This window comes from Cedecea sp. P7760 (assembly GCF_013386425.1).
Taxonomy (GTDB): domain Bacteria; phylum Pseudomonadota; class Gammaproteobacteria; order Enterobacterales; family Enterobacteriaceae; genus Cedecea; species Cedecea selenatireducens.
On the sequence record NZ_JACARU010000023.1, the window covers coordinates 164,499 to 183,610 of the forward strand.

General features: G+C 56.8%; 16 protein-coding genes and 1 tRNA gene. 5 read left to right on the forward strand and 12 right to left on the reverse strand.

The annotated features are described in order from the left end of the window. Positions 1–424: 424 nt before the first annotated feature. The 3 genes from HX778_RS09940 to proB all read right to left on the reverse strand — a co-directional run bounded on the left by HX778_RS09940 (position 425) and on the right by proB (position 2,979). Positions 425–500: transfer RNA gene (locus tag HX778_RS09940), tRNA-Thr, on the reverse strand. Between the two features lie 110 nt (positions 501–610). Continuing rightward, positions 611–1,864, reverse strand: coding sequence for a glutamate-5-semialdehyde dehydrogenase (proA, locus tag HX778_RS09945; protein WP_176981890.1), 1,254 nt, complete (start codon positions 1,862–1,864; stop codon positions 611–613). Positions 1,865–1,875: 11 nt separating this feature from the next. Further along, on the reverse strand, positions 1,876–2,979 hold the full coding sequence (gene proB, locus HX778_RS09950; protein ID WP_008457354.1) for a glutamate 5-kinase: 1,104 nt from the start codon (positions 2,977–2,979) through the stop codon (positions 1,876–1,878). A gap of 297 nt (positions 2,980–3,276) precedes the next feature. Here proB and ompC point away from each other — a divergent pair, with 297 nt between their 5' ends. Beyond that, positions 3,277–4,386, forward strand: coding sequence for a porin OmpC (gene ompC, locus HX778_RS09955; RefSeq protein WP_038475320.1), 1,110 nt, complete (start codon positions 3,277–3,279; stop codon positions 4,384–4,386). Positions 4,387–4,441: 55 nt separating this feature from the next. On the opposite strand, the gene crl is transcribed toward ompC, so the two are convergent. The 3 genes from crl to gpt form a co-directional block, all read right to left on the reverse strand. Next, entirely contained in the window at positions 4,442–4,843 is a 402-nt protein-coding gene (crl, locus tag HX778_RS09960) for a sigma factor-binding protein Crl (RefSeq protein WP_176981891.1), read from the reverse strand. Between the two features lie 57 nt (positions 4,844–4,900). After that, on the reverse strand, positions 4,901–6,148 hold the full coding sequence (gene frsA / locus HX778_RS09965) for an esterase FrsA (RefSeq protein ID WP_038475325.1): 1,248 nt from the start codon (positions 6,146–6,148) through the stop codon (positions 4,901–4,903). Positions 6,149–6,259: 111 nt separating this feature from the next. Continuing rightward, positions 6,260–6,718, reverse strand: a complete 459-nt coding sequence (gene gpt / locus HX778_RS09970) for a xanthine phosphoribosyltransferase (protein ID WP_008457349.1) — start codon at positions 6,716–6,718, stop codon at positions 6,260–6,262. A gap of 255 nt (positions 6,719–6,973) precedes the next feature. On the opposite strand from gpt, the gene pepD reads away from it, so the two are divergent. Then, on the forward strand, positions 6,974–8,431 hold the full coding sequence (gene pepD / locus HX778_RS09975) for a beta-Ala-His dipeptidase (protein ID WP_176981892.1): 1,458 nt from the start codon (positions 6,974–6,976) through the stop codon (positions 8,429–8,431). A 54-nt stretch (positions 8,432–8,485) separates the two neighbouring features. On the opposite strand, the gene dinB is transcribed toward pepD, so the two are convergent. After that, positions 8,486–9,541 carry a DNA polymerase IV gene (gene dinB / locus HX778_RS09980; protein ID WP_176981893.1) on the reverse strand — a complete coding sequence of 352 codons (1,056 nt, stop codon included), beginning with the start codon at positions 9,539–9,541 and terminating at the stop codon, positions 8,486–8,488. Positions 9,542–9,833: 292 nt separating this feature from the next. On the opposite strand from dinB, the gene dpaA reads away from it, so the two are divergent. Beyond that, the gene (dpaA, locus tag HX778_RS09985) at positions 9,834–10,574 is read left to right on the forward strand and encodes a peptidoglycan meso-diaminopimelic acid protein amidase (RefSeq protein ID WP_038475333.1); all 741 of its coding nucleotides are present in this window, start codon (positions 9,834–9,836) and stop codon (positions 10,572–10,574) included. On the opposite strand, the gene HX778_RS09990 is transcribed toward dpaA, so the two are convergent. Both HX778_RS09990 and lpcA read right to left on the reverse strand, forming a co-directional pair. After that, the gene (locus HX778_RS09990; protein WP_038475335.1) at positions 10,545–11,312 is read right to left on the reverse strand and encodes a class II glutamine amidotransferase; all 768 of its coding nucleotides are present in this window, start codon (positions 11,310–11,312) and stop codon (positions 10,545–10,547) included. The genes dpaA and HX778_RS09990 overlap by 30 nt on opposite strands. Before the next feature lie 55 nt (positions 11,313–11,367). Then, positions 11,368–11,949 carry a D-sedoheptulose 7-phosphate isomerase gene (lpcA, locus tag HX778_RS09995; protein WP_038475337.1) on the reverse strand — a complete coding sequence of 194 codons (582 nt, stop codon included), beginning with the start codon at positions 11,947–11,949 and terminating at the stop codon, positions 11,368–11,370. 229 nt (positions 11,950–12,178) lie between these two features. Between lpcA and fadE the strand changes: the two genes are divergently transcribed. Both fadE and HX778_RS10005 read left to right on the forward strand, forming a co-directional pair. Beyond that, the gene (fadE, locus tag HX778_RS10000) at positions 12,179–14,623 is read left to right on the forward strand and encodes an acyl-CoA dehydrogenase FadE (RefSeq protein WP_176981894.1); all 2,445 of its coding nucleotides are present in this window, start codon (positions 12,179–12,181) and stop codon (positions 14,621–14,623) included. A 96-nt stretch (positions 14,624–14,719) separates the two neighbouring features. Continuing rightward, positions 14,720–15,487, forward strand: a complete 768-nt coding sequence (locus HX778_RS10005; RefSeq protein ID WP_038475342.1) for an amidohydrolase — start codon at positions 14,720–14,722, stop codon at positions 15,485–15,487. Positions 15,488–15,520: 33 nt separating this feature from the next. On the opposite strand, the gene hpxK is transcribed toward HX778_RS10005, so the two are convergent. The 3 genes from hpxK to HX778_RS10020 form a co-directional block, all read right to left on the reverse strand. After that, positions 15,521–16,780, reverse strand: a complete 1,260-nt coding sequence (gene hpxK, locus HX778_RS10010; protein WP_176981895.1) for an allantoate amidohydrolase — start codon at positions 16,778–16,780, stop codon at positions 15,521–15,523. After that, positions 16,780–18,021 (reverse strand): alanine--glyoxylate aminotransferase family protein, encoded by a 1,242-nt coding sequence (locus HX778_RS10015; RefSeq protein ID WP_176981896.1) that lies wholly within the window; start codon positions 18,019–18,021, stop codon positions 16,780–16,782. Before HX778_RS10015 ends, hpxK begins: the two co-directional genes overlap by 1 nt. Positions 18,022–18,207: 186 nt before the next feature. Continuing rightward, positions 18,208–19,047 carry a MurR/RpiR family transcriptional regulator gene (locus tag HX778_RS10020; RefSeq protein ID WP_038475346.1) on the reverse strand — a complete coding sequence of 280 codons (840 nt, stop codon included), beginning with the start codon at positions 19,045–19,047 and terminating at the stop codon, positions 18,208–18,210. Positions 19,048–19,112: the final 65 nt, after the last annotated feature.

The following is a 19,112-nucleotide window of genomic DNA, read 5'->3' on the forward strand; positions in this document are numbered from 1 at the left end:
TAATGGGGGATGAATTAAACAACGGGGAGCAAGTCAGGATATTACAGATTTGAAGTAGCAGAAATTAACTTTAAGCATGAAATCTTCATTTTTCTTAATATCCCAAACAATTGAAACCATAAAACCCCGTTGGTAGTACTAGCAAGCAGCAGAGCAAAGCAACAGCCTCAAACGACTTATGTACAGACCTGCTAACTTATCAGGACACCCTGGCTGAAACACTGGTAGAGCCTGCATATCGTTTACAGGTACACATCACCATAGACATTTTTACTCCAGCAGCTAAGAAGGATCACTCTTACCAGCACATCGGACCTAAATGCTTAGTGAGTCTGCTTTGGGAAGGATTTAAAGATCTTTATAGATGCAATGAAGTACAGATAATTCTATCTAATCATATGATATATAAAATAAAAATATGAAATGGTGCCGATAATAGGAGTCGAACCTACGACCTTCGCATTACGAATGCGCTGCTCTACCAACTGAGCTATATCGGCTTTCAGGCCGCGCCACGAGCGTGACTGCGGTGTAAAAGGGTAAGGAAGATTGGGTGATGCGTCAACCACTTATCAAACTGACTGCTGGTTTTTGCATCACCCGGCTTCAATTACGCACGAATCGTGTCGTCGCCGAAGCCGATCCACTTGTAGGTGGTTAAGGCTTCAAGCCCCATCGGGCCGCGAGCATGCAGCTTCTGGGTGCTGACCGCTACTTCCGCGCCAAGGCCAAACTGGCCGCCGTCGGTAAAGCGGGTTGAGGCGTTGACGTATACGGCAGAGGAATCCACTTCGTTAATAAAGCGGTTCGCGTTGCGCAGAGTGCGGGTCAGGATGGCGTCCGAGTGCTGGGTGCCATGCTCGCGAATGTGGGCGATGGCATCGTCCAGGTCGGCAACCACTTTCACGTTCAAATGCAAAGAAAGCCATTCGTCGTTGTAGTCAGCTTCTTTCACCGCCTCCACCGCCGCCGGGCCGTTTTGCAGCACATGCAGCGATTTCTCGTCCGCATGCAGGGTCACGCCGGACTCGGCCATTTGCTTGCTCAGCGCAGGCAGGAAGCTGTCGGCAATCGCCTGGTGCACCAGCAGCGTTTCCACCGTGTTGCAGGTGCTCGGGCGCTGGGTTTTGGCGTTGACGATGATTTTCAGCGCCGGTTCAAACTCGGCGGTGTCGTCCACCACGATGTGGCACACGCCGATACCGCCGGTGATCACCGGGATCGTCGACTGTTCGCGGCAAAGTTTATGCAGGCCCGCGCCACCGCGAGGGATCAGCATGTCGATGTAGCGATCGAGGCGCAGCATTTCGGTCACCAGCGCACGGTCAGGGTTTTCAATCGCCTGTACCGCCGCTTTTGGCAGGCCGCACTCTTCCAGCGCCTGCTGGATCACCGCCACCGTGGCGTTGTTGGTGCGCCAGGTTTCTTTCCCGCCGCGCAGAATGGCGGCGTTGCCGGTTTTCAGGCACAGAGAGGCAACGTCTACGGTGACGTTCGGCCGGGCTTCATAAATCACGCCCACCACGCCGAGCGGCACGCGGCGACGTTCGATGCGCAGCCCGCTGTCCAGCAGCCCGCCGTCAATCACCTGCCCTACCGGATCGGCGAGATTGCAAACCTGGCGCACGTCGTCGGCGATGCCTTTCAGGCGGGCCGGGGTGAGCTGCAGGCGGTCAAGCATGGCTTCGCTGAGGCCGTTTTTACGCGCCTCGTCCACGTCCTGCTGGTTCGCGGTCAGGATCTGTTCCGCACGCGCTTCAAGGTAGTCGGCAATTTTTTCCAGCACGCGGTTCTTCTCGCGCCCGGAGAGCAGTGCCAGCTGGTAAGAGGCCTCTTTTGCCGCTTTGCCCATTTGTTCAAGCATTTATCTGCTCCTTAATTAACAATCATGTCGTCGCGATGCACGGCCACCGGGCCATATTCATAGCCGAGGATGTCGTCGATTTGCTGGGAGTGGTGCCCGGCAATACGGCGCAGGGCGTCGCTGTTGTAGCGGCAAACGCCGTGGGCGATGTCGCGCCCTTCCAGGCTGCGAATGCGGATCACTTCGCCACGGGAGAAGTTGCCGCTCACGCTTTTGATGCCTTTGGGCAACAATGAGCTGCCGCGTTCCAGAATAGCGGACAATGCGCCGTCATCCACGGTGATTTCACCGGCTGGCGGGGCGCCGAAGATCCAGCGTTTGCGGTTCTCCAGCGGAGACTGCTGCGCGTGGAAGCGCGTGCCGACGGGGTTCCCGGCCATCACGTCGCCAATAACGCCAGGCTTGCTGCCTGCGGCGATGATCACGTCGATGCCAGCGCGGCAGGCTACGTCGGCCGCCTGCAGTTTAGTGCCCATGCCACCTGTGCCAAGGCCAGAAACGCTGTCGCCTGCAATGGCGCGCAGCGCGTCGTCGATGCCGTGCACTTCTTTGATCAGTTCCGCTGCCGGGTTGTTACGCGGGTCAGCGGTGTACAGGCCCTGCTGGTCAGTGAGCAGCAGCAGCTTGTCGGCCCCGGCCAGAATCGCCGCCAGCGCAGAAAGGTTGTCGTTATCGCCCACTTTGATTTCCGCCGTCGCCACGGCGTCGTTTTCATTAATGACCGGCACAATGTTGTTATCTAACAGAGCTCTGAGCGTGTCGCGGGCATTAAGGAAGCGCTCGCGGTCTTCCATATCGGCGCGGGTGAGCAGCATCTGCCCGACGTGAATGCCGTAAATAGAGAACAGCTGTTCCCAAAGCTGAATCAGGCGACTTTGCCCTACCGCGGCCAGCAGCTGCTTGGACGCGATGGTGGCGGGGAGTTCGGGGTAACCGAGGTGTTCACGCCCGGCGGCAATCGCCCCGGAGGTCACAATCACAATACGATGCCCCGCCGCGTGCAGCTGGGCACACTGGCGAACCAGTTCAACAATATGGGCGCGGTTCAGGCGGCGGGAGCCACCGGTTAATACGCTGGTGCCTAGTTTTACGACCAGCGTCTGGCTGTCACTCATGATTCTCTGCCGTTTCTACAAAAAAGGGGAAATTAAAAAGCCAGATGACGTTGTAACAGGACTCGCGCGGCTTGCCAACAGGCGCGTGGGAAAAGGGCTAATAAGCGAAAAGCGATCGCTGAAAATAGCGGATATATTTTACATTTTTATGACATATAAACTTTATTACGTTTATTTAATCTTTCTCCTAAATTGTCATAAATCTTTAATCTGAGAACGATAAAACCCTTCCTGTTTTTAGCGGGAGCCCGACTCCTGGAACAATTTTGCAAGCTTTCATCATTCTTGGGATAACAAATGAAAAAGAGCACACTGGCATTAGTGGTAATGGGCATCGTGGCTGCTTCTGCTTCTCAGGCAGCCGAAGTTTATAACAAAAACGGCAACAAGGTTGACCTGTACGGCCGCGTAAAAGCTGAGCATTACTTCAGCGACAACACCGGCTCTGACGGCGACCAGACCTACGCTCGCCTGGGCTTTAAAGGTGAAACTCAGATTAACAGCCAGCTGACCGGTTACGGCCAGTGGGAATACCAGATTGCGGGTAACAAAGCAGAAAACGACTCTACCGGCACCAAAACTCGCCTGGCGTTCGCGGGCCTGAAAGCCGGTGACTACGGCTCATTCGACTACGGTCGTAACTACGGCGTGCTGTACAACATCGCCTCTTACACCGATATGATGCCAGAGTTCGGCGATGACTCGTTCGTCAGAACCGACACCTTCATGACCGGCCGTGCGACCGGCGTGGCGACTTACCGCAACAACAACTTCTTCGGCCTGGTTGATGGCCTGAAGATGGCTCTGCAATACCAGGGCAAAAACGGGGCTGACAGCGCGAACACCCGCAGCGACACCTCTCGCCAGAACGGTGACGGCTTCGGCACCAGCCTGTCTTACGACATCGCTGACACCGGCCTGAGCGTGGGCGCAGCCTACGCCAACTCTAACCGTACCAACGCGCAGAAAGCGTCTGTTTACGGTAAAGGCGACAAAGCTGAAGCCTGGACCACCGGCATCAAGTACGACAAGAACAACGTTTACCTGGCAACCATGTACGCTGAAACCCGCAACATGAACCCAATCAGCGTCCCGGGTTCCCTGGCCGGCACCAGCAGCAGCGTGTCTGGTTTTGCTAACAAAAACCAGGCGTTCGAAGCCATCGCCCAGTACCAATTCGACTTCGGCCTGCGTCCATCCCTGGGCTATGTTCAGTCCAAAGCGAAAGACATCGAAGGGATTGGTGATGCGGATCTGGTGAAATACATCGACGTGGCCGCTACCTACTACTTCAACAAAAACATGTCTGCGTTTGTTGATTACAAAATCAACCAGCTGAGCGACAACAATAAGTTGAAGCTGAACAACGACGACGTTGTTGCGGTTGGTATGGTTTACCAGTTCTAATTCGCGATACTGCGGACAAAAAAATCCCCGTCAGGTTGACGGGGATTTTTTATTTTCAGGCGGAGAGTTTTAGCTTTTTTTCAGCGAAGTTCTCGGCGGGTACCAGCCCAAGCTCAAGGCTGGCGAGTAAATCTTTCAGGCGTTTGTGGAAACCGCGCAGCGTCTGCTCCAGTTTTTCGTCCACTTCTTTGTTTTTTGCCGGGGTTGCCGTCCATTTACCGTCTTTATCGAACAGGCCGAACTGCCAGGTGTAGGTAAACTGCTTTTCCTGGGCTTCCAGCACCATCCACCATCCCCAAAATTCACGTTTCTCCGGCGCGGGCTTTACGTTAACGCACACCGCCAGGCAATCGAAGAAGAAACGGTTATCTGCACACTGCTCTTCCCGGATGTACGGGCCAAGCGCGGCGAACTTTCTGATCAGTCTACTTTTCGGGTGTCCACTCGGTAACGTCATTACGATCTCCTGTTGTGAAGCAACTGTTTTAGCAAACAGCCAAAATTTAGCAAATATTTAACGTAATCTTTGTTTCACCCAGCCGGTAATTTCTTTAAGCGCTTTGTCAAAGTTTTGATACACCGGGTTAAACGGGATCTGGAGTAATTTGCCGTCGGCAGATGACGAAGTGATTAAACGAGATTCTTCTTCCGGGCTGAACGGATCGTTTTCCCAAAAACCAGACAGCATTGGCGTTGGGCAGCGGCGGCCCAGCAGGCCCTGGGTTTTCAGCGAGTAGCGGTTCAGCTCCACGCTCAGCGCGCTGTCGGAGATGGAGGTCATGCCAAGGCGGCTGGCCAGCACGTCAATGTACATTTCCGGCACGTTGGCCTGGCGCTGCGGGTCGCTCAGCAGCGCGTGAACCACCGGCCCAAGGCAGGCCACGGCTTTCAGGCGCGATGCTTCCAGGTAAGCCAGGCGCACGGCAACGTTGGCGCCAAAGCGGAAGCCAAATGCCGCCACGCGTGTATGGTCCACCCACGGAATGTTAGGCAGTGCTTTTAGCACGTGCTGGTGCAGCACGCTCGAATCCTGCGTCAGCTTCCACTTGGAAGAGAAGCCGACCGACGGCATGTCGATGGTCAGCATCGCGATGCCCTGCGGCGCAAAGTATTTCTCAAACAGGCTGTAATAATCGCTCTGTAGGGCATCCAGGCCGCCGCACATCAGCACGGTAGGGAATGGCCCTTCTGCCCCCTTAGGCATATGCAGGAAGCCGCTGATGGTGCCGCCGCCGGTCATCGGGAATTCCAGCTCGCGCAGCCCGCCTGACAGCCGGGGAGCAGCTTCTTCATAAGCGCGGTTAGCCAGTACCTGAGCCTGCTCGGCCAGCGCATCACCTTTCAGGTGCGGGTAGGCCGCAATGCTGTAAAGGTTTGCAGCCTGTAGCCAGCATTTGCCGATTTTCTCTTCGTCGGTTTCCTGGCCCGCACGCTGCTGCCAGAGCATCGCCTGCTTCGACCATTCGTAGATCCAGTTGCCGCCGCGGTAGCCCATCACGGTATCAAACAGCTCGTCGTTAGTTCGCTCAGCCTCCGTGCAGGCAATCCTGGCCTGAACTTCAAGGATTTCACGCGGATCGACCCCGCGCCAGATCCACATCAGGCGATTGATCATGCGATACCAGTGAGGCGCGTTTTTGCCGTCCAGCGTGGACTGAATCGCCGGCGTTGCGGTATGCCGCGCACGACGCACCAGCGTGGACGTTTCCGGGTGTTTGAATCTTGGCTTAAAGAGGGTTTCGCTTAGGTTGGCCTGCGACATCGTTTCACTGCCTCCATGAATACGAGAAACGTCGCTATTGTAGCCTGATACGGCCTAAATAACACAAACGCCCGGCAGTGCCGGGCGTAAATCAATGCAAATTTAAGGGGATTAACGGCCGGCCAACGGCGGCACGAACACCACGCCCATATCCCACGGCTGCTCAATCCAGGTGTCCTGCGGGATATCAATCACGTAATCGTCCACCAGCGGCTGACCGGCTGGTTTGGCGAAGATGGTGACGAAATGAGCTTTCGGATACATTTCGCGAATCGCCACTGCGGTACCGCCAGTATCCACCAGGTCATCAATCACGATGAAACCTTCACCGTCGCCTTCCGCACGCTTCAGCACGGTCAGCTCACGCTGGTTGTCGTGGTCGTAGCTGGAGATGCAAACGGTATCAACATGGCGAATACCCAGTTCACGAGCCAGCAGCGCGCCCGGCACCAGGCCACCACGGCTAACGGCAATAATGCCTTTCCACTGTTCGGCTGGTAGCAGACGCTGAGCCAGTTTGCGGGCGTGAATCTGCAACATGTCCCAGGTGACGACGTATTTTTCGCTCATGTGAAGTATCCCGGCCTGTAAATAACGGCTTAAAAAGTATTCGAAGGGGTTTTGGTTGCGCGAGATTATAGAGATCTGGCGCACTAAAAACCAGTGCTGCGGGCTATTGGCAGCCGATTTTGCTCTTATTCAACCTTCACGCAACAAAAGAAAGTGGTATTCTCAGGACATCGCGCAAGCCGTGCTTGTGGTGTAAATGAACCCGGCCAAAAACGTGACCGGTAAGCCAAAAAAATGACTCCAGGGAGACTCAACGTGTCTGAATTGTCTCAATTATCTCCACAGCCGCTGTGGGATATTTTTGCCAAAATCTGTTCTATTCCGCACCCGTCCTATCACGAAGAAGCGCTGGCGGAACACATCCTGTCCTGGGCAAAAGAAAAAGGCCTGCACGTAGAGCGCGACCAGGTGGGTAACATCCTGCTTCGCAAGCCTGCCACTCCGGGCATGGAAAACCGCAAACCTGTGGCGCTTCAGGCGCACCTCGATATGGTGCCGCAGAAGAATAACGACACCGTGCACGACTTCGCCAAAGATCCAATCCAGCCGTACATCGACGGCGAGTGGGTCAAAGCGCGTGGCACCACTCTGGGTGCGGACAACGGCATTGGCATGGCGTCCGCGCTGGCGGTGCTGGCTGACGACTCTGTAGAGCATGGCCCGCTGGAAGTGCTGCTGACCATGACCGAAGAAGCCGGCATGGACGGCGCGTTTGGCCTGCAGGCTGGCTGGATGCAGGCAGATATCCTGATCAACACCGACTCCGAAACGGAAGGTGAGATCTACATGGGCTGCGCGGGCGGCATCGATTTCATCACTACGCTGCCGCTGCAGCGTGAAGCGGTTCCAGCGGGTTTTGAAACCGTCAAGCTGACCATCAAAGGGCTGAAAGGCGGCCACTCCGGGGCAGATATCCACCTGGGCCTGGGTAACGCCAACAAGCTGCTGGCTCGCTTCCTGCTTGCTCACGCCGCAGAACTGGACGCTCGCCTGCTTGACCTGAACGGCGGCACCCTGCGTAACGCGATCCCGCGTGAAGCCTTCGCCACGCTGGCTGTACCAGCCGCGAAAGCCGCTGAGCTGAAGTCTGCGGCTAACGACTACCTCGCAGTCCTGAAAAACGAACTGTCTGCGGTAGAGAAGAACATCACCGTGCTGGTTGAAGCCACAAGCTCCGACAAACAGGCGCTGACCGCTAAAACTCGCGATACCTTCCTGCACCTGCTGAACGCGACGCCAAACGGCGTGATCCGTAATTCCGACGCGGTGAAAGGCGTGGTTGAGACGTCCCTAAACGCGGGCGTCGTGACGATGAGCGACGACAGTGCAGAAATCATCTGCCTGATTCGCTCCCTGATCGACTCCGGTAAAGACTACGTGGTTAGCGTGCTGGAATCACTGGGCGAGCTGGCCGGAGCGAAAACCGTGGCGAAAGGCAGCTACCCTGGCTGGCAGCCGGACGCGAACTCTCCGGTGATGGGTCTGGTGCGTGAGACTTACCAGAAGCTGTTCAACAAAACCCCGAACATTATGGTTATCCACGCCGGTCTGGAATGCGGTCTGTTCAAAAAACCTTACCCGGAGATGGACATGGTTTCCATCGGGCCAACCATTACCGGCCCACACTCCCCGGACGAGCAGGTTCACATTGAGAGCGTTGGCCAGTACTGGACGCTGCTGACCGAGCTGCTGAAGGCGATTCCGGCGAAGTAATTTTTACCCTCACCCTAACCCTCTCCCTAAAAGGGAGAGGGGATTTTCTTCGCCCTACAGCCCCAGCAACAGCTGCCTTTCCAGCTGCGGGTCGAGCAGGGTCACGTGCAGCCCCACCAGCCGAACACCTCGCCCTCCCCTGCGTTCTGCCCACGTTTTACGGGCGGTGGCGATCAAGTCTTCTTTATTCAACTTCGGCCAGACGTGCTCCTGGGTCGTCAGCTGGAAATCGTTAAATTTGAGCTTGATGCCCTGGCGGGCGATGCGCAGGTCGGCGCGTTCTTTGGACAGCCGCCGCTCAAGCTCCGGGTACAGGCGCTCGATAATCTCTTCGCATTCGTGCCACTGGTGAATGTCTTCCGCCAGCGTGCGCTCCACGCCAACCGACTTTCTCTGGCGATCGTTACTGATTTCCCGCTCATCAATCCCCTGGCTGCGCTCCCAAAGCACCCGACCAAATTTGCCGAAGCGCTTTAACAGCATCGCCAGGTCGGCATTTTGCACGTCGGCACAGGTTCGCAGGCCGAGCGTTTCCAGCTTTGCTACCGTCACTTTGCCAACGCCGGGGATCTTCCCTAACGGCAGCGTCGCTAAAAAGTCAGGCACCTGTTCGGGCGTAATCACGAACTGGCCGTTCGGTTTATTGAGATCGGAGGCAATCTTCGCCAGAAACTTGATCGGCGCAATGCCCGCCGAGGCGGTCAGGTTTAGCTCGTCGGAAATAGCCTGGCGAATATCACGGGCAATTAACGTGGCCGAGCCCTGGCAATGGTCACAGTGGGTGACGTCCAGATAAGCTTCATCCAGCGACAGAGGCTCAATGAGCGGGGTATAGCGGGAGAAAATTTCACGAATATGGTTGGAGGCTTCTTTATACGCGTCGAACCGGCCCGGCAGCAGAGTGAGGTGCGGGCAGAGTTTTAGCGCCATCGCGGTCGACATCGCGCTGCGCACGCCGTATTTTCTGGCAGGGTAATTCGCCGTGCTGATCACGCCTCGCCGCTGGGCGCTGCCACCAATCGCCAGCGGGATATCGCGCAGGGCCGGATTATCACGCATCTCAACGGCGGCAAAAAAGCAGTCCATATCGACATGAATGATTTTGCGCATGCTCACTCAACCAGAAAAATAACACTGGATAAGTATACAGCTTATTTTCGATATGGGGAAATCGCCGTGGAGCGGCCAGAACATAAAAGCAAGCGACATGACGATCGGCAAAAAGTGACCTGGCGCTAAAACTCCAATTGATTCCAATAAAATGTGTAAACGCCCCAGTCTGGAACTTGCGAAAATCAACCACAATGCTAATGTGAGCGCAATCCTGTACAGATTTTTCTGATTTCGGGTCCCTTTAGCCGTCCTGGCTGTTAGTTGCAGGTTTATCAAGGAATCAAGCAGTATGCGTAAGATCGCACTGATTATTGCGATGCTCTCTATGCCGTTTTTCTCTTTCGCCAGCCTGCTTAATAGCAGCGGTGTCGCCGCCCCTGTCGGCAAAGATAGCAGACAGCAGCTCATGGGCTCCCCGGTTTATATTCAAATCTTTAAAGAAGAGCGCACCCTGGAACTGTGGGTGAAGATGGGCGAGCAGTATCAGTTGCTCAATAGCTATCGCATCTGTAACTATTCCGGCGGCCTGGGACCAAAACAGCGCCAGGGCGATTTTAAAAGCCCGGAAGGATTTTATAGCGTTGATCGCAGTCAGCTAAAACCGGACAGCCGTTTCTATAAAGCCATTAATATTGGCTTCCCGAACGATTTTGACCGCGCTCACGGCTATGAAGGGAAATACCTGATGATTCACGGTGCCTGCGTGTCGATTGGCTGCTACGCCATGACCGACTCCGGCATCGACGAAATTTTCCAGTTTGTGACCGGCGCTTTAGTGTTCGGCCAGCCGCGCGTTCAGGTGAGTATTTTCCCGTTCCGCATGACCGACGCCAACATGGAACGCCACAAGTACTCCACCTACATCAACTTCTGGAAAGAGCTGAAGCCAGGCTATGACTACTTCGCGGCCAACCATCAGCCGCCGGGCGTGGCCGTGGTCAGCGGGAACTACGTCATCAGCAAACCTGCCGTGATGACGCCGGTTCAGCCGCAGCTGGCTTCAAACTATAAGCTCACCGAGGCAAAATAACGCCGACTTGCCTGGCTCAATTTTGTGCCAGGTTTCGTTGGCGGTGAGCGGCTGAGTGGCAATGACCGTGACCACATCGTTCGGTGTGGTCTCTGCCTGAAAGTCGATTTCCATATCCTGATCCAGCAGTTTAGCCACGCCGAAAGGCGCTCTGCGCGTGATCCAGAACAGGTTTGTCGAGCAGAACGCCATCACGTAACGCCCGTCCGACAGCAGCATGTTAAACACGCCCTTCTCTCTCAGCTCCGCACCCAGTTCAGTAATGTAACGGAATACCGCTTCCATATTGCCCGGCGTGCGCGGGTAGCGCTGCGTGAGCTTATGCAGCAGCCAGCAAAACGCCTGCTCGCTGTCAGTTTCGCCAATCGGACGAAACGCCCCTGTATCCAACGAGCGGTAGCCTTTCAGCTGCCCGTTATGGGCATAGGTCCAGTTACGGCCCCAAAGCTCGCGGGTAAACGGATGGGTATTTTCCAGCGCGACCTTGCCGCGATTAGCCTGGCGAATGTGCGCGATAACCGAGCAGGATTTAATCGGGTAGTCCTGGACGAGACGGGCGATGGGCGAGTTGAAGCTCGGCTGCGGATCTTTAAAAGTGCGACAGCCTTTCCCTTCGTAGAAGGTAATACCCCAGCCGTCTTTATGGGGGCCAGTTCCGCCCCCGCGCTGCACCAGACCGGTAAAACTAAAGCAGATATCCGTCGGTACGTTGGCACTCATCCCGAGCAGTTCGCACATCTTTTCTCTCCCACAACGAATGCCTCTGCCCGGAAAGAGCAGAGGACATTTCGGGCTAAGCTTTAACCATTTCTTTTTCGATTAACTGAATCAGGATGTGGATCACTTTGATGTGAATTTCCTGAATACGATCCGCATAGCCGAAGTGCGGCACGCGAATTTCGATGTCCGCCGTGCCTGCCATTTTGCCGCCGTCTTTCCCGGTCAGGGTGATGACTTTCATGCCTTTCGCACGAGCAGCTTCGATAGCTTTGATGATGTTGCCTGAGTTACCGGAAGTGGAGATCCCCAGCAGCACGTCGCCTTCGCGGCCCACGGCCTCAACGTAGCGAGAGAACACGTGGTCGTAGCCGAAATCGTTACTGACGCAGGAGATGTGGCTCACGTCTGAAATCGCGATCGCCGGGTAGCCCGGGCGGTTTTCACGATAGCGGCCGGTTAACTCTTCCGCAAAGTGCATAGCATCGCAGTGTGAGCCACCGTTCCCGCAGGACAGTACTTTGCCGCCCGCTTTGAAACTGTCTGCCAGCAGCACCGCTGCGCGCTGAATGGCATGAATATTGGCTTCGTCCTTAAGGAAGTTAGTCAGCGTTTCCGCCGCTTCATTTAGCTCACTACGAATAAGATCCTGGTACATGAGGAGGTCCTTGAGGTTGGGATGAATTTCACATCCGGCAGTGTACCGGATAGCGCCGAAAGCGAGAAGCGTAACCCCGCGTGTTTAGCCGGGGTTTTCCGTTGATGGGCGGCAACAATGTGAGCGAGGTTGTAATTATTTTGTAAACACATTGCTAAAGAAAGCAACATCCACTACAACCAATACATCACAAGTGGTCAGACCTCCTACAAGCAAGGGAGCTTTCTTTATGTTGATTTTAAGTATTGTCCTTACCGTTGTTCTGCTGGGTGTGCTGTTCTATCACCAGGCAAATCTACTGCTTAGCAGCGTGATCCTGCTGGCCTGGACCGCCGCGCTGGGCTTCGCCGGCATCTGGTCGTTCTGGGTGCTGGTTCCGCTGGCGGTGATTCTGGTGCCGCTGCTGGTGACCCCGCTGCGTAAAGCGCTGATCTCCGCGCCGGTCTTCCGTGGCTTCCGTAAAGTGATGCCGCCGATGTCCCGCACCGAAAAAGAAGCTATCGACGCCGGGACGACCTGGTGGGAAGGCGATCTGTTCCGCGGCAAACCTGACTGGCAAAAACTGCATAACTACCCGCAGCCAAAGTTGACCGAAGAGGAACAGGCGTTTATTGATGGCCCGGTTGAAGAAGCGTGCCGCATGGCGAACGACTTCCAGATAACCCATGAGCTGGCCGATCTGCCTCCTGAACTGTGGGCCTACCTGAAAGAACATCGCTTCTTCGCGATGATCATCAAGAAAGAGTACGGCGGCCTCGAGTTCTCCGCCTATGCTCAGGCTCGCGTGCTGCAAAAACTGTCCGGCGTTTCCGGGATCCTGGCGATTACCGTCGGCGTGCCTAACTCCTTAGGCCCGGGCGAACTGCTGCAGCATTACGGTACCGAAGAGCAAAAAGATCACTACCTGCCACGCCTGGCGCGCGGCCAGGAGATCCCTTGCTTCGCGCTGACCAGCCCGGAAGCCGGTTCTGACGCCGGTGCTATCCCTGATAGCGGCGTGGTTTGCATGGGCGAATGGCAGGGCGAGCAGGTGCTCGGTATGCGCCTGACCTGGAACAAACGCTATATCACGCTGGCGCCTATTGCTACCGTGCTGGGCCTGGCGTTTAAACTGTCTGACCCGAAACGCCTGCTCGGCGGCGAGGAAGACCTAGGTATTACCTGTGCGCTTATCCCAACCCATACCCCGGGTGTGGAGATCGGCAAACGCCACTTCCCGCTGAACGTGCCGTTCCAGAACGGTCCAACCCGTGGGAAAGACATCTTTGTGCCGATCGACTTTATTATCGGCGGCCCGAAAATGGCCGGCCAGGGCTGGCGCATGCTGGTTGAATGTCTGTCCGTGGGGCGCGGTATTACCCTGCCGTCCAACGCCACCGGCGGCCTGAAATCCGTAGCAATGGCGACCGGCGCTTACGCTCACATCCGCCGCCAGTTCAAAATCTCTATCGGTAAAATGGAAGGGATTGAAGAGCCTCTGGCGCGCATCGCCGGTAACGCCTACGTGATGGATGCAGCCGCATCTTTGATTACCTACGGCATCGTGCTCGGCGAGAAGCCTGCTGTGCTGTCAGCCATTGTGAAGTACCACTGTACCCATCGCGGCCAGCGCGCCATTCTTGATGCGATGGATATCGTTGGCGGGAAAGGCATTATGCTCGGCGACGGTAACTTCGTGGCCCGTGCTTACCAGGGCGCGCCGATTGCCATCACCGTTGAAGGCGCCAACATTCTGACCCGCAGCATGATAATCTTCGGCCAGGGGGCAATTCGCTGCCATCCATACGTGCTGGAAGAGATGGCCGCCGCGCAGAATAACGACGTAAACGCCTTCGATAAGCTGCTGTTTAAACACATCGGCCACGTGGGCAGCAACAAAATGCGCAGCCTGTGGCTGGGCCTGACCAACGGCCTCGGCAGCAGCACGCCAACCCGCGACGCAACCAAACGCTACTACCAGTACATCAACCGCCTGAGCGCAAACCTGGCGCTGCTGTCGGACGTCTCCATGGCCGTGCTGGGCGGCAGCCTGAAGCGTCGGGAGCGTATCTCCGCTCGCCTGGGCGATGTGCTGAGCCAGCTGTATCTGGCTACTGCGGTGCTGAAGCGCTACGAAGATGAAGGCCGTAACGAAGCCGATCTGCCGCTGGTGCACTGGGGCGTGCAGGATGCGCTGTATCAGGCTGAACAGGCGATTGATGACCTGCTGCGCAACTTCCCGAACCGCTTTGTTGCCGGGACGCTGCGTCTGGTTATCTTCCCGCTGGGCCGCCGTTACGAAGCCCCGTCTGACGTGCTGGACCACAAGCTGGCGAAAATCCTGCAGGTGCCGTCCGCAACCCGTTCGCGTATTGGCCGTGGTCAGTACCTGACGCCGAGCGAGCATAACCCTGCTGGCCTGCTGGAATCCGCGCTGCTGGATATTATGGCCGCCGAGCCGATTCACCAGCGCGTCTGTAAAGAGCTGAAGCGTAATCTGCCGTTCACTCGCCTGGATGAGCTGGCTAAACAGCTGCTGGCTGAAGGCAAAATCACCGCCGATGAGGCCGCGATTCTGACCAAAGCCGAAGCAAGCCGCCTGCGCAGCATTAACGTGGATGAGTTTGATCCCGAGGCGCTGGCAACACAGCCGGTGAAAGTGCCGGAAAAGCACAGAAAGGTTGAAGCCGCTTAACCATTAACCCCGCGAAAGCGGGGTTTTTTATTGCCAACAAAAACGCGTTTTCTCGTGCTACAGTGAAAGAAATATTCCGCTAAGAGGCTGCCGATTGTGTCTGGTCTGAAAGTTTCCGTTCTGCAACAACCGCTCGTCTGGATGGACGGTGCCGCAAACCTGCGTCACTTCGATGTACTGCTGGAGGACGTGCGCGGGCGTAACTTGATTATTCTGCCTGAAATGTTCACCACCGGCTTTGCGATGGAAGCCGCCGTGCAGTCGATGCCGGAACAGGAAGTGATTGACTGGATGCAGTTCAAAGCTCAGCAAACCCAGGCGATGATCGCCGGCAGCGCCGCGTTACAAACCGAACGTGGGCCGGTAAACCGTTTCCTGCTGGTTCAGCCGGACGGCAAAGTGCATTTCTACGATAAGCGCCACCTGTTCCGCATGGCGGATGAGCATCACCATTACCAGGCCGGCGAAGAACGCGTGATTATTGAGTGGCGAGGCTGGCGTATTTTACCGCTGGTTTGCTACGACCTGCGCTTCCCGGTGTGGTCACGTAACCGCAACGATTATGACCTGGCGCTTTACGTCGCCAACTGGCCAGCGCCGCGCTCGCTGCACTGGCAAAGCCTGCTGCAGGCGCGCGCTATTGAGAATCAGGCTTATGTCGCGGGCTGTAACCGCGTAGGCACCGACGGCAACGGCCACCATTACCGGGGCGACAGCCGGATTATCAGCCCACAGGGCGAGATCCTTGCCAGCGCCGAGCCGCACCAGGCGGCAAGGCTCGATGCCGACCTTTCGCTGATTGCGCTGCGCGAATATCGGGAAAAATTCCCGGCGTGGCAGGACGCCGATCCCTTCAGCCTGTAGTGAGGTACAAACCGGCCCATTCAGGCCGGTTTTTTATTTGTCAGCCAACAGCGTAACGGCGCGAGTAAAAGCCTGAACGGCAAGCGCCACATCGCCTTCAACCACGGATTCCGCCGGATGATGGCTGATCCCCTTCTCGCAGCGAACGAACAGCATCGCGCTCGGCCAGCGTTCAGCAATGGCAATCGCGTCGTGCCCTGCGCCGCTAGGCAGTGAAAGACTGCGCCCCTGAACTTCGCTCACCGCCTGCATTAACGTCGCCCGCAGCGTTTCATCACAAGGCGTAGCCGAAATAGCGTAATATTCTTCCGCACTAAACCGCATGCCGCGCCGGGCCGCAATGGCCTCTCCTTCGGCGAGAAGCTGGCCCAATAAACTCACCAGGCTTTCATCACGCGGGCTGCGAATATCCAGCGTAAGTTGAACGTCGCCGGGAATAACGTTCACCGCGCCTGGCGCACAGCTTAACGTCCCCACGGTGGCGACCTCATCGGGGCCGTGGTGACGCGTTGTCGACTCAATAAAGGTCATCCATTCGGCGGCGGCGGCCAGGGCATCTTTACGTAGCGCCATAGGGACCGTCCCCGCATGGCCCGCGTGGCCGGTAAAGCTACAGTTCAGGCGGCGCGCGCCGTTAATCGCCGTCACTACGCCCAGCGCCAGGCCTTCTTCTTCCAGCACCGGGCCCTGCTCGATGTGCAGCTCCAGGTAAGCGGTAAAATCGCTTTTCGGCCGCTCCGCGCTGGCAATTCGCGAGGGATCCAGCCCGGCAAGGATCATGGCCTGTGCCACGCTGACGCCGCTGGCATCTTCACGGCTCAGCCAGCCTTCCGGCCAGCTGCCGGTTAGCCCCCGGCTGCCCAGTAACGTGATGCCGAAGCGGGTTCCCTCTTCATCACCAAAACCAACGATTTCGATGGCTTGTTCAAGCTGCAGATCGTTCTGATGCAGCCAGGCGACAACTTCCAGCGCGCACAACACGCCGAGCATGCCGTCGTAGCGCCCGGCGTTGCGAACCGTATCAAGATGAGAACCTAGCAAAACGGCCTTCGCGCCGTCTTGTCTGCCCTCGTAACGCCCGCAAATATTGCCGACCGCATCCTGCCAGGTCGTCATGCCGAGTTGTTCCATCCAGCCTGCCACCAGCTGATTCGCCCGCAGATGCTGCACGGAAAGGTAAACCCGGGTCAGTTGCCCTGCGTTTTCGCTGATGGCCGCCAGCTGGTCAGCCCTGTCCATGACGCGCTGGGCGGCAACCTGCGCATAATTCCCGTCCATAAGCGGCGCGGCCATTAGCGAGCACCTTGCGCGTAGACGTTCCAGGCCGCCTGCATGGCTTCACCCTGCACGGTTTTAAATCCAAGGTGGTTAAGCACCGCTTCCAGCGCGGTAAGCGTTTGCAGCACGCAGTCTTTACGGGCGTTATAGCCCATGGTGCCAATGCGCCAGATTTTGCCCTGCAGCGGGCCGAAGGAAGTGCCGATCTCGATGTGGAAGTCTTCCAGCAAGAGCTTGCGAACCTCTTCGCCGTGAACCTGATTCGGGATTGTTACGCCGAGGACGTTGTTCATCTTGTGCTCAAGGTTGCCGAAGGTTTCCAGCCCCATGCCCTGGATCCCCGCCACCATCGCCCTGCCGTGCAGTTCGTGACGGGCAATACCGGCGTCCAGGCCTTCTTCCAGAATGACGCGGGCGCACTCGCGGGCGGCAAACAGCATACTGGTGGCTTCGGTGTGGTGGTTCAGACGTTCTGGTCCCCAGTAGTCCATGACCATGCCAAGATCGAAATAATTGGAGTAGATCATCTCTTCGTCACCGTCCTGATGGGCCGCGGTGCGAATGCCTTCCTCTACGCATTTGCGGCGACGAATGGCTTCTTCCATCTGCGGGCTAAGCGTGATGGGAGAGCTGCCTGACGGACCGCCGAGGCACTTTTGCAGCCCGGCAGAAACGGCATCAAGCCCCCACGCGTCGGTAAGCAATTCGTTCCCGCCAAACGACGCCGTGGCGTCGGTGTAAAACAGCACGCCGTGGCGGCGGCAGATCTCGCCCAGTTCGGCCAGCGGTTGGAGCATCGTGGTGGAGGTGTCGCCCTGCACGGTCAGCAGCAGGCGGGGCTTTACCGCTTTAATGGCGTCTTCAATTTGCTGCGGGCTGAAGACCTCGCCCCACGGCACTTCAATGGTGTGCACTTCGGCGCGGCAGCGGCGGGCAATCTCACACAGCAGATGACCAAAACGGCCAAAGACCGGCACGAGGACTTTGTCCCCGGGACGGATAGCCGACAGCAAAATGGCTTCAATCCCGGCGCGGGAGGTGCCGTCCACCAGCATCGTCCATTTGTTTTCCGTGCGGAAAAGCTCGCGATACAGCACCATCACCTCATTCATGTAGCCCGTCATCACCGGGTCATACTGGCCGATAAGCTGGCTCGCCATGGCGCGAAGCACTCGAGGATCGGCGTTGATCGGGCCTGGCCCCATCAGCAAACGGTGCGGCGGATTGATCTGGGGGAAATGCTGAATATCAAACATGGCGATTCCTTGAGTCTGAGATTGAAACAAAAGATTCTTATAAGCCTCTTTTGCAACTAATGTGCCAGCCGCAGGCAAATTTTTTTCCGGCTGGCGGCGTCATGGCCAGCGCGGAAAAACAGGGTTGGATAAAACGATGAACTATTCTGGCTCACCCGAAATGCGCATCTGCACCAGCGAGGGGCGTTAACGTTGTTCGAGCTCGTCCAGCTCTGTATACAATTCAGCGATATTATGGATACGCTGACGCCCGCTGGTCAATGATTCATGCAGCACCGCGTTAGCCAGTAAATTCACCAGGCTCATGGCGCTGCTGTAGCTGTCAAAGGCCGAAACGCTGTCGAGCGGCGCGCTGAGATGCCAGCGTGAATAAGTCGCCAGCCCCGACGAAGCTGACTCACTCAGCACCACCAGCGGTATACCGCGCTGCTGCAGGCCGGCGAGCAGCGGCTTGATAATGCGCGGCCTGCGGCGAAACGCCACGGTGACCACGCAATCTTCCGGGCCAATATCAACCAGCTCTTCCGCCAGCGTCTGCCCCGGCTGCGGCAGCAACGACACGCCGCTGCGCACCTGTAAAAGCTGCTGGCGCAGGTGCATCGCGACCGGCCAGGAGTTTCGCATCCCGATGATAAATATGCGTTTACCGTTAACAAGCGCATTGACCACTTCGGCAAACGGGCTGGCTTCCAGCTGATTCACCAGCTGGGTGAGGTTGGCCATTTCCTGCTTGTAATGGCGTGCCAGCAGCGTGTTGCCCTGCACCGCGTCACGGTTTTCGGTCAGCGGCATGCCGCTCTGGCGCAGGGTACGCAGCTCCTCACGCATATCTTTGTAGCGCTCGTAGCCCAGCCGCTTAAACAATCGGCTCACGGTGGCCTTGGAGACGCCGGAAAGCCGCGCCAGCTCCGCGCTGTTGTAGCTGATCAGGTCATCAAAATGGTCAACGATGAACGACGCCACGCGCTGCTCCTGCGGGGAAAAGAGCGCCCATGAAGCCCGCAGCCGCTCGTCTAACTGTTTCATGCTGACTCCTGTAACTTTTGTTTCATCAAAGCCTGACACAGTGAAACGATCTTCGTCAACCTGGA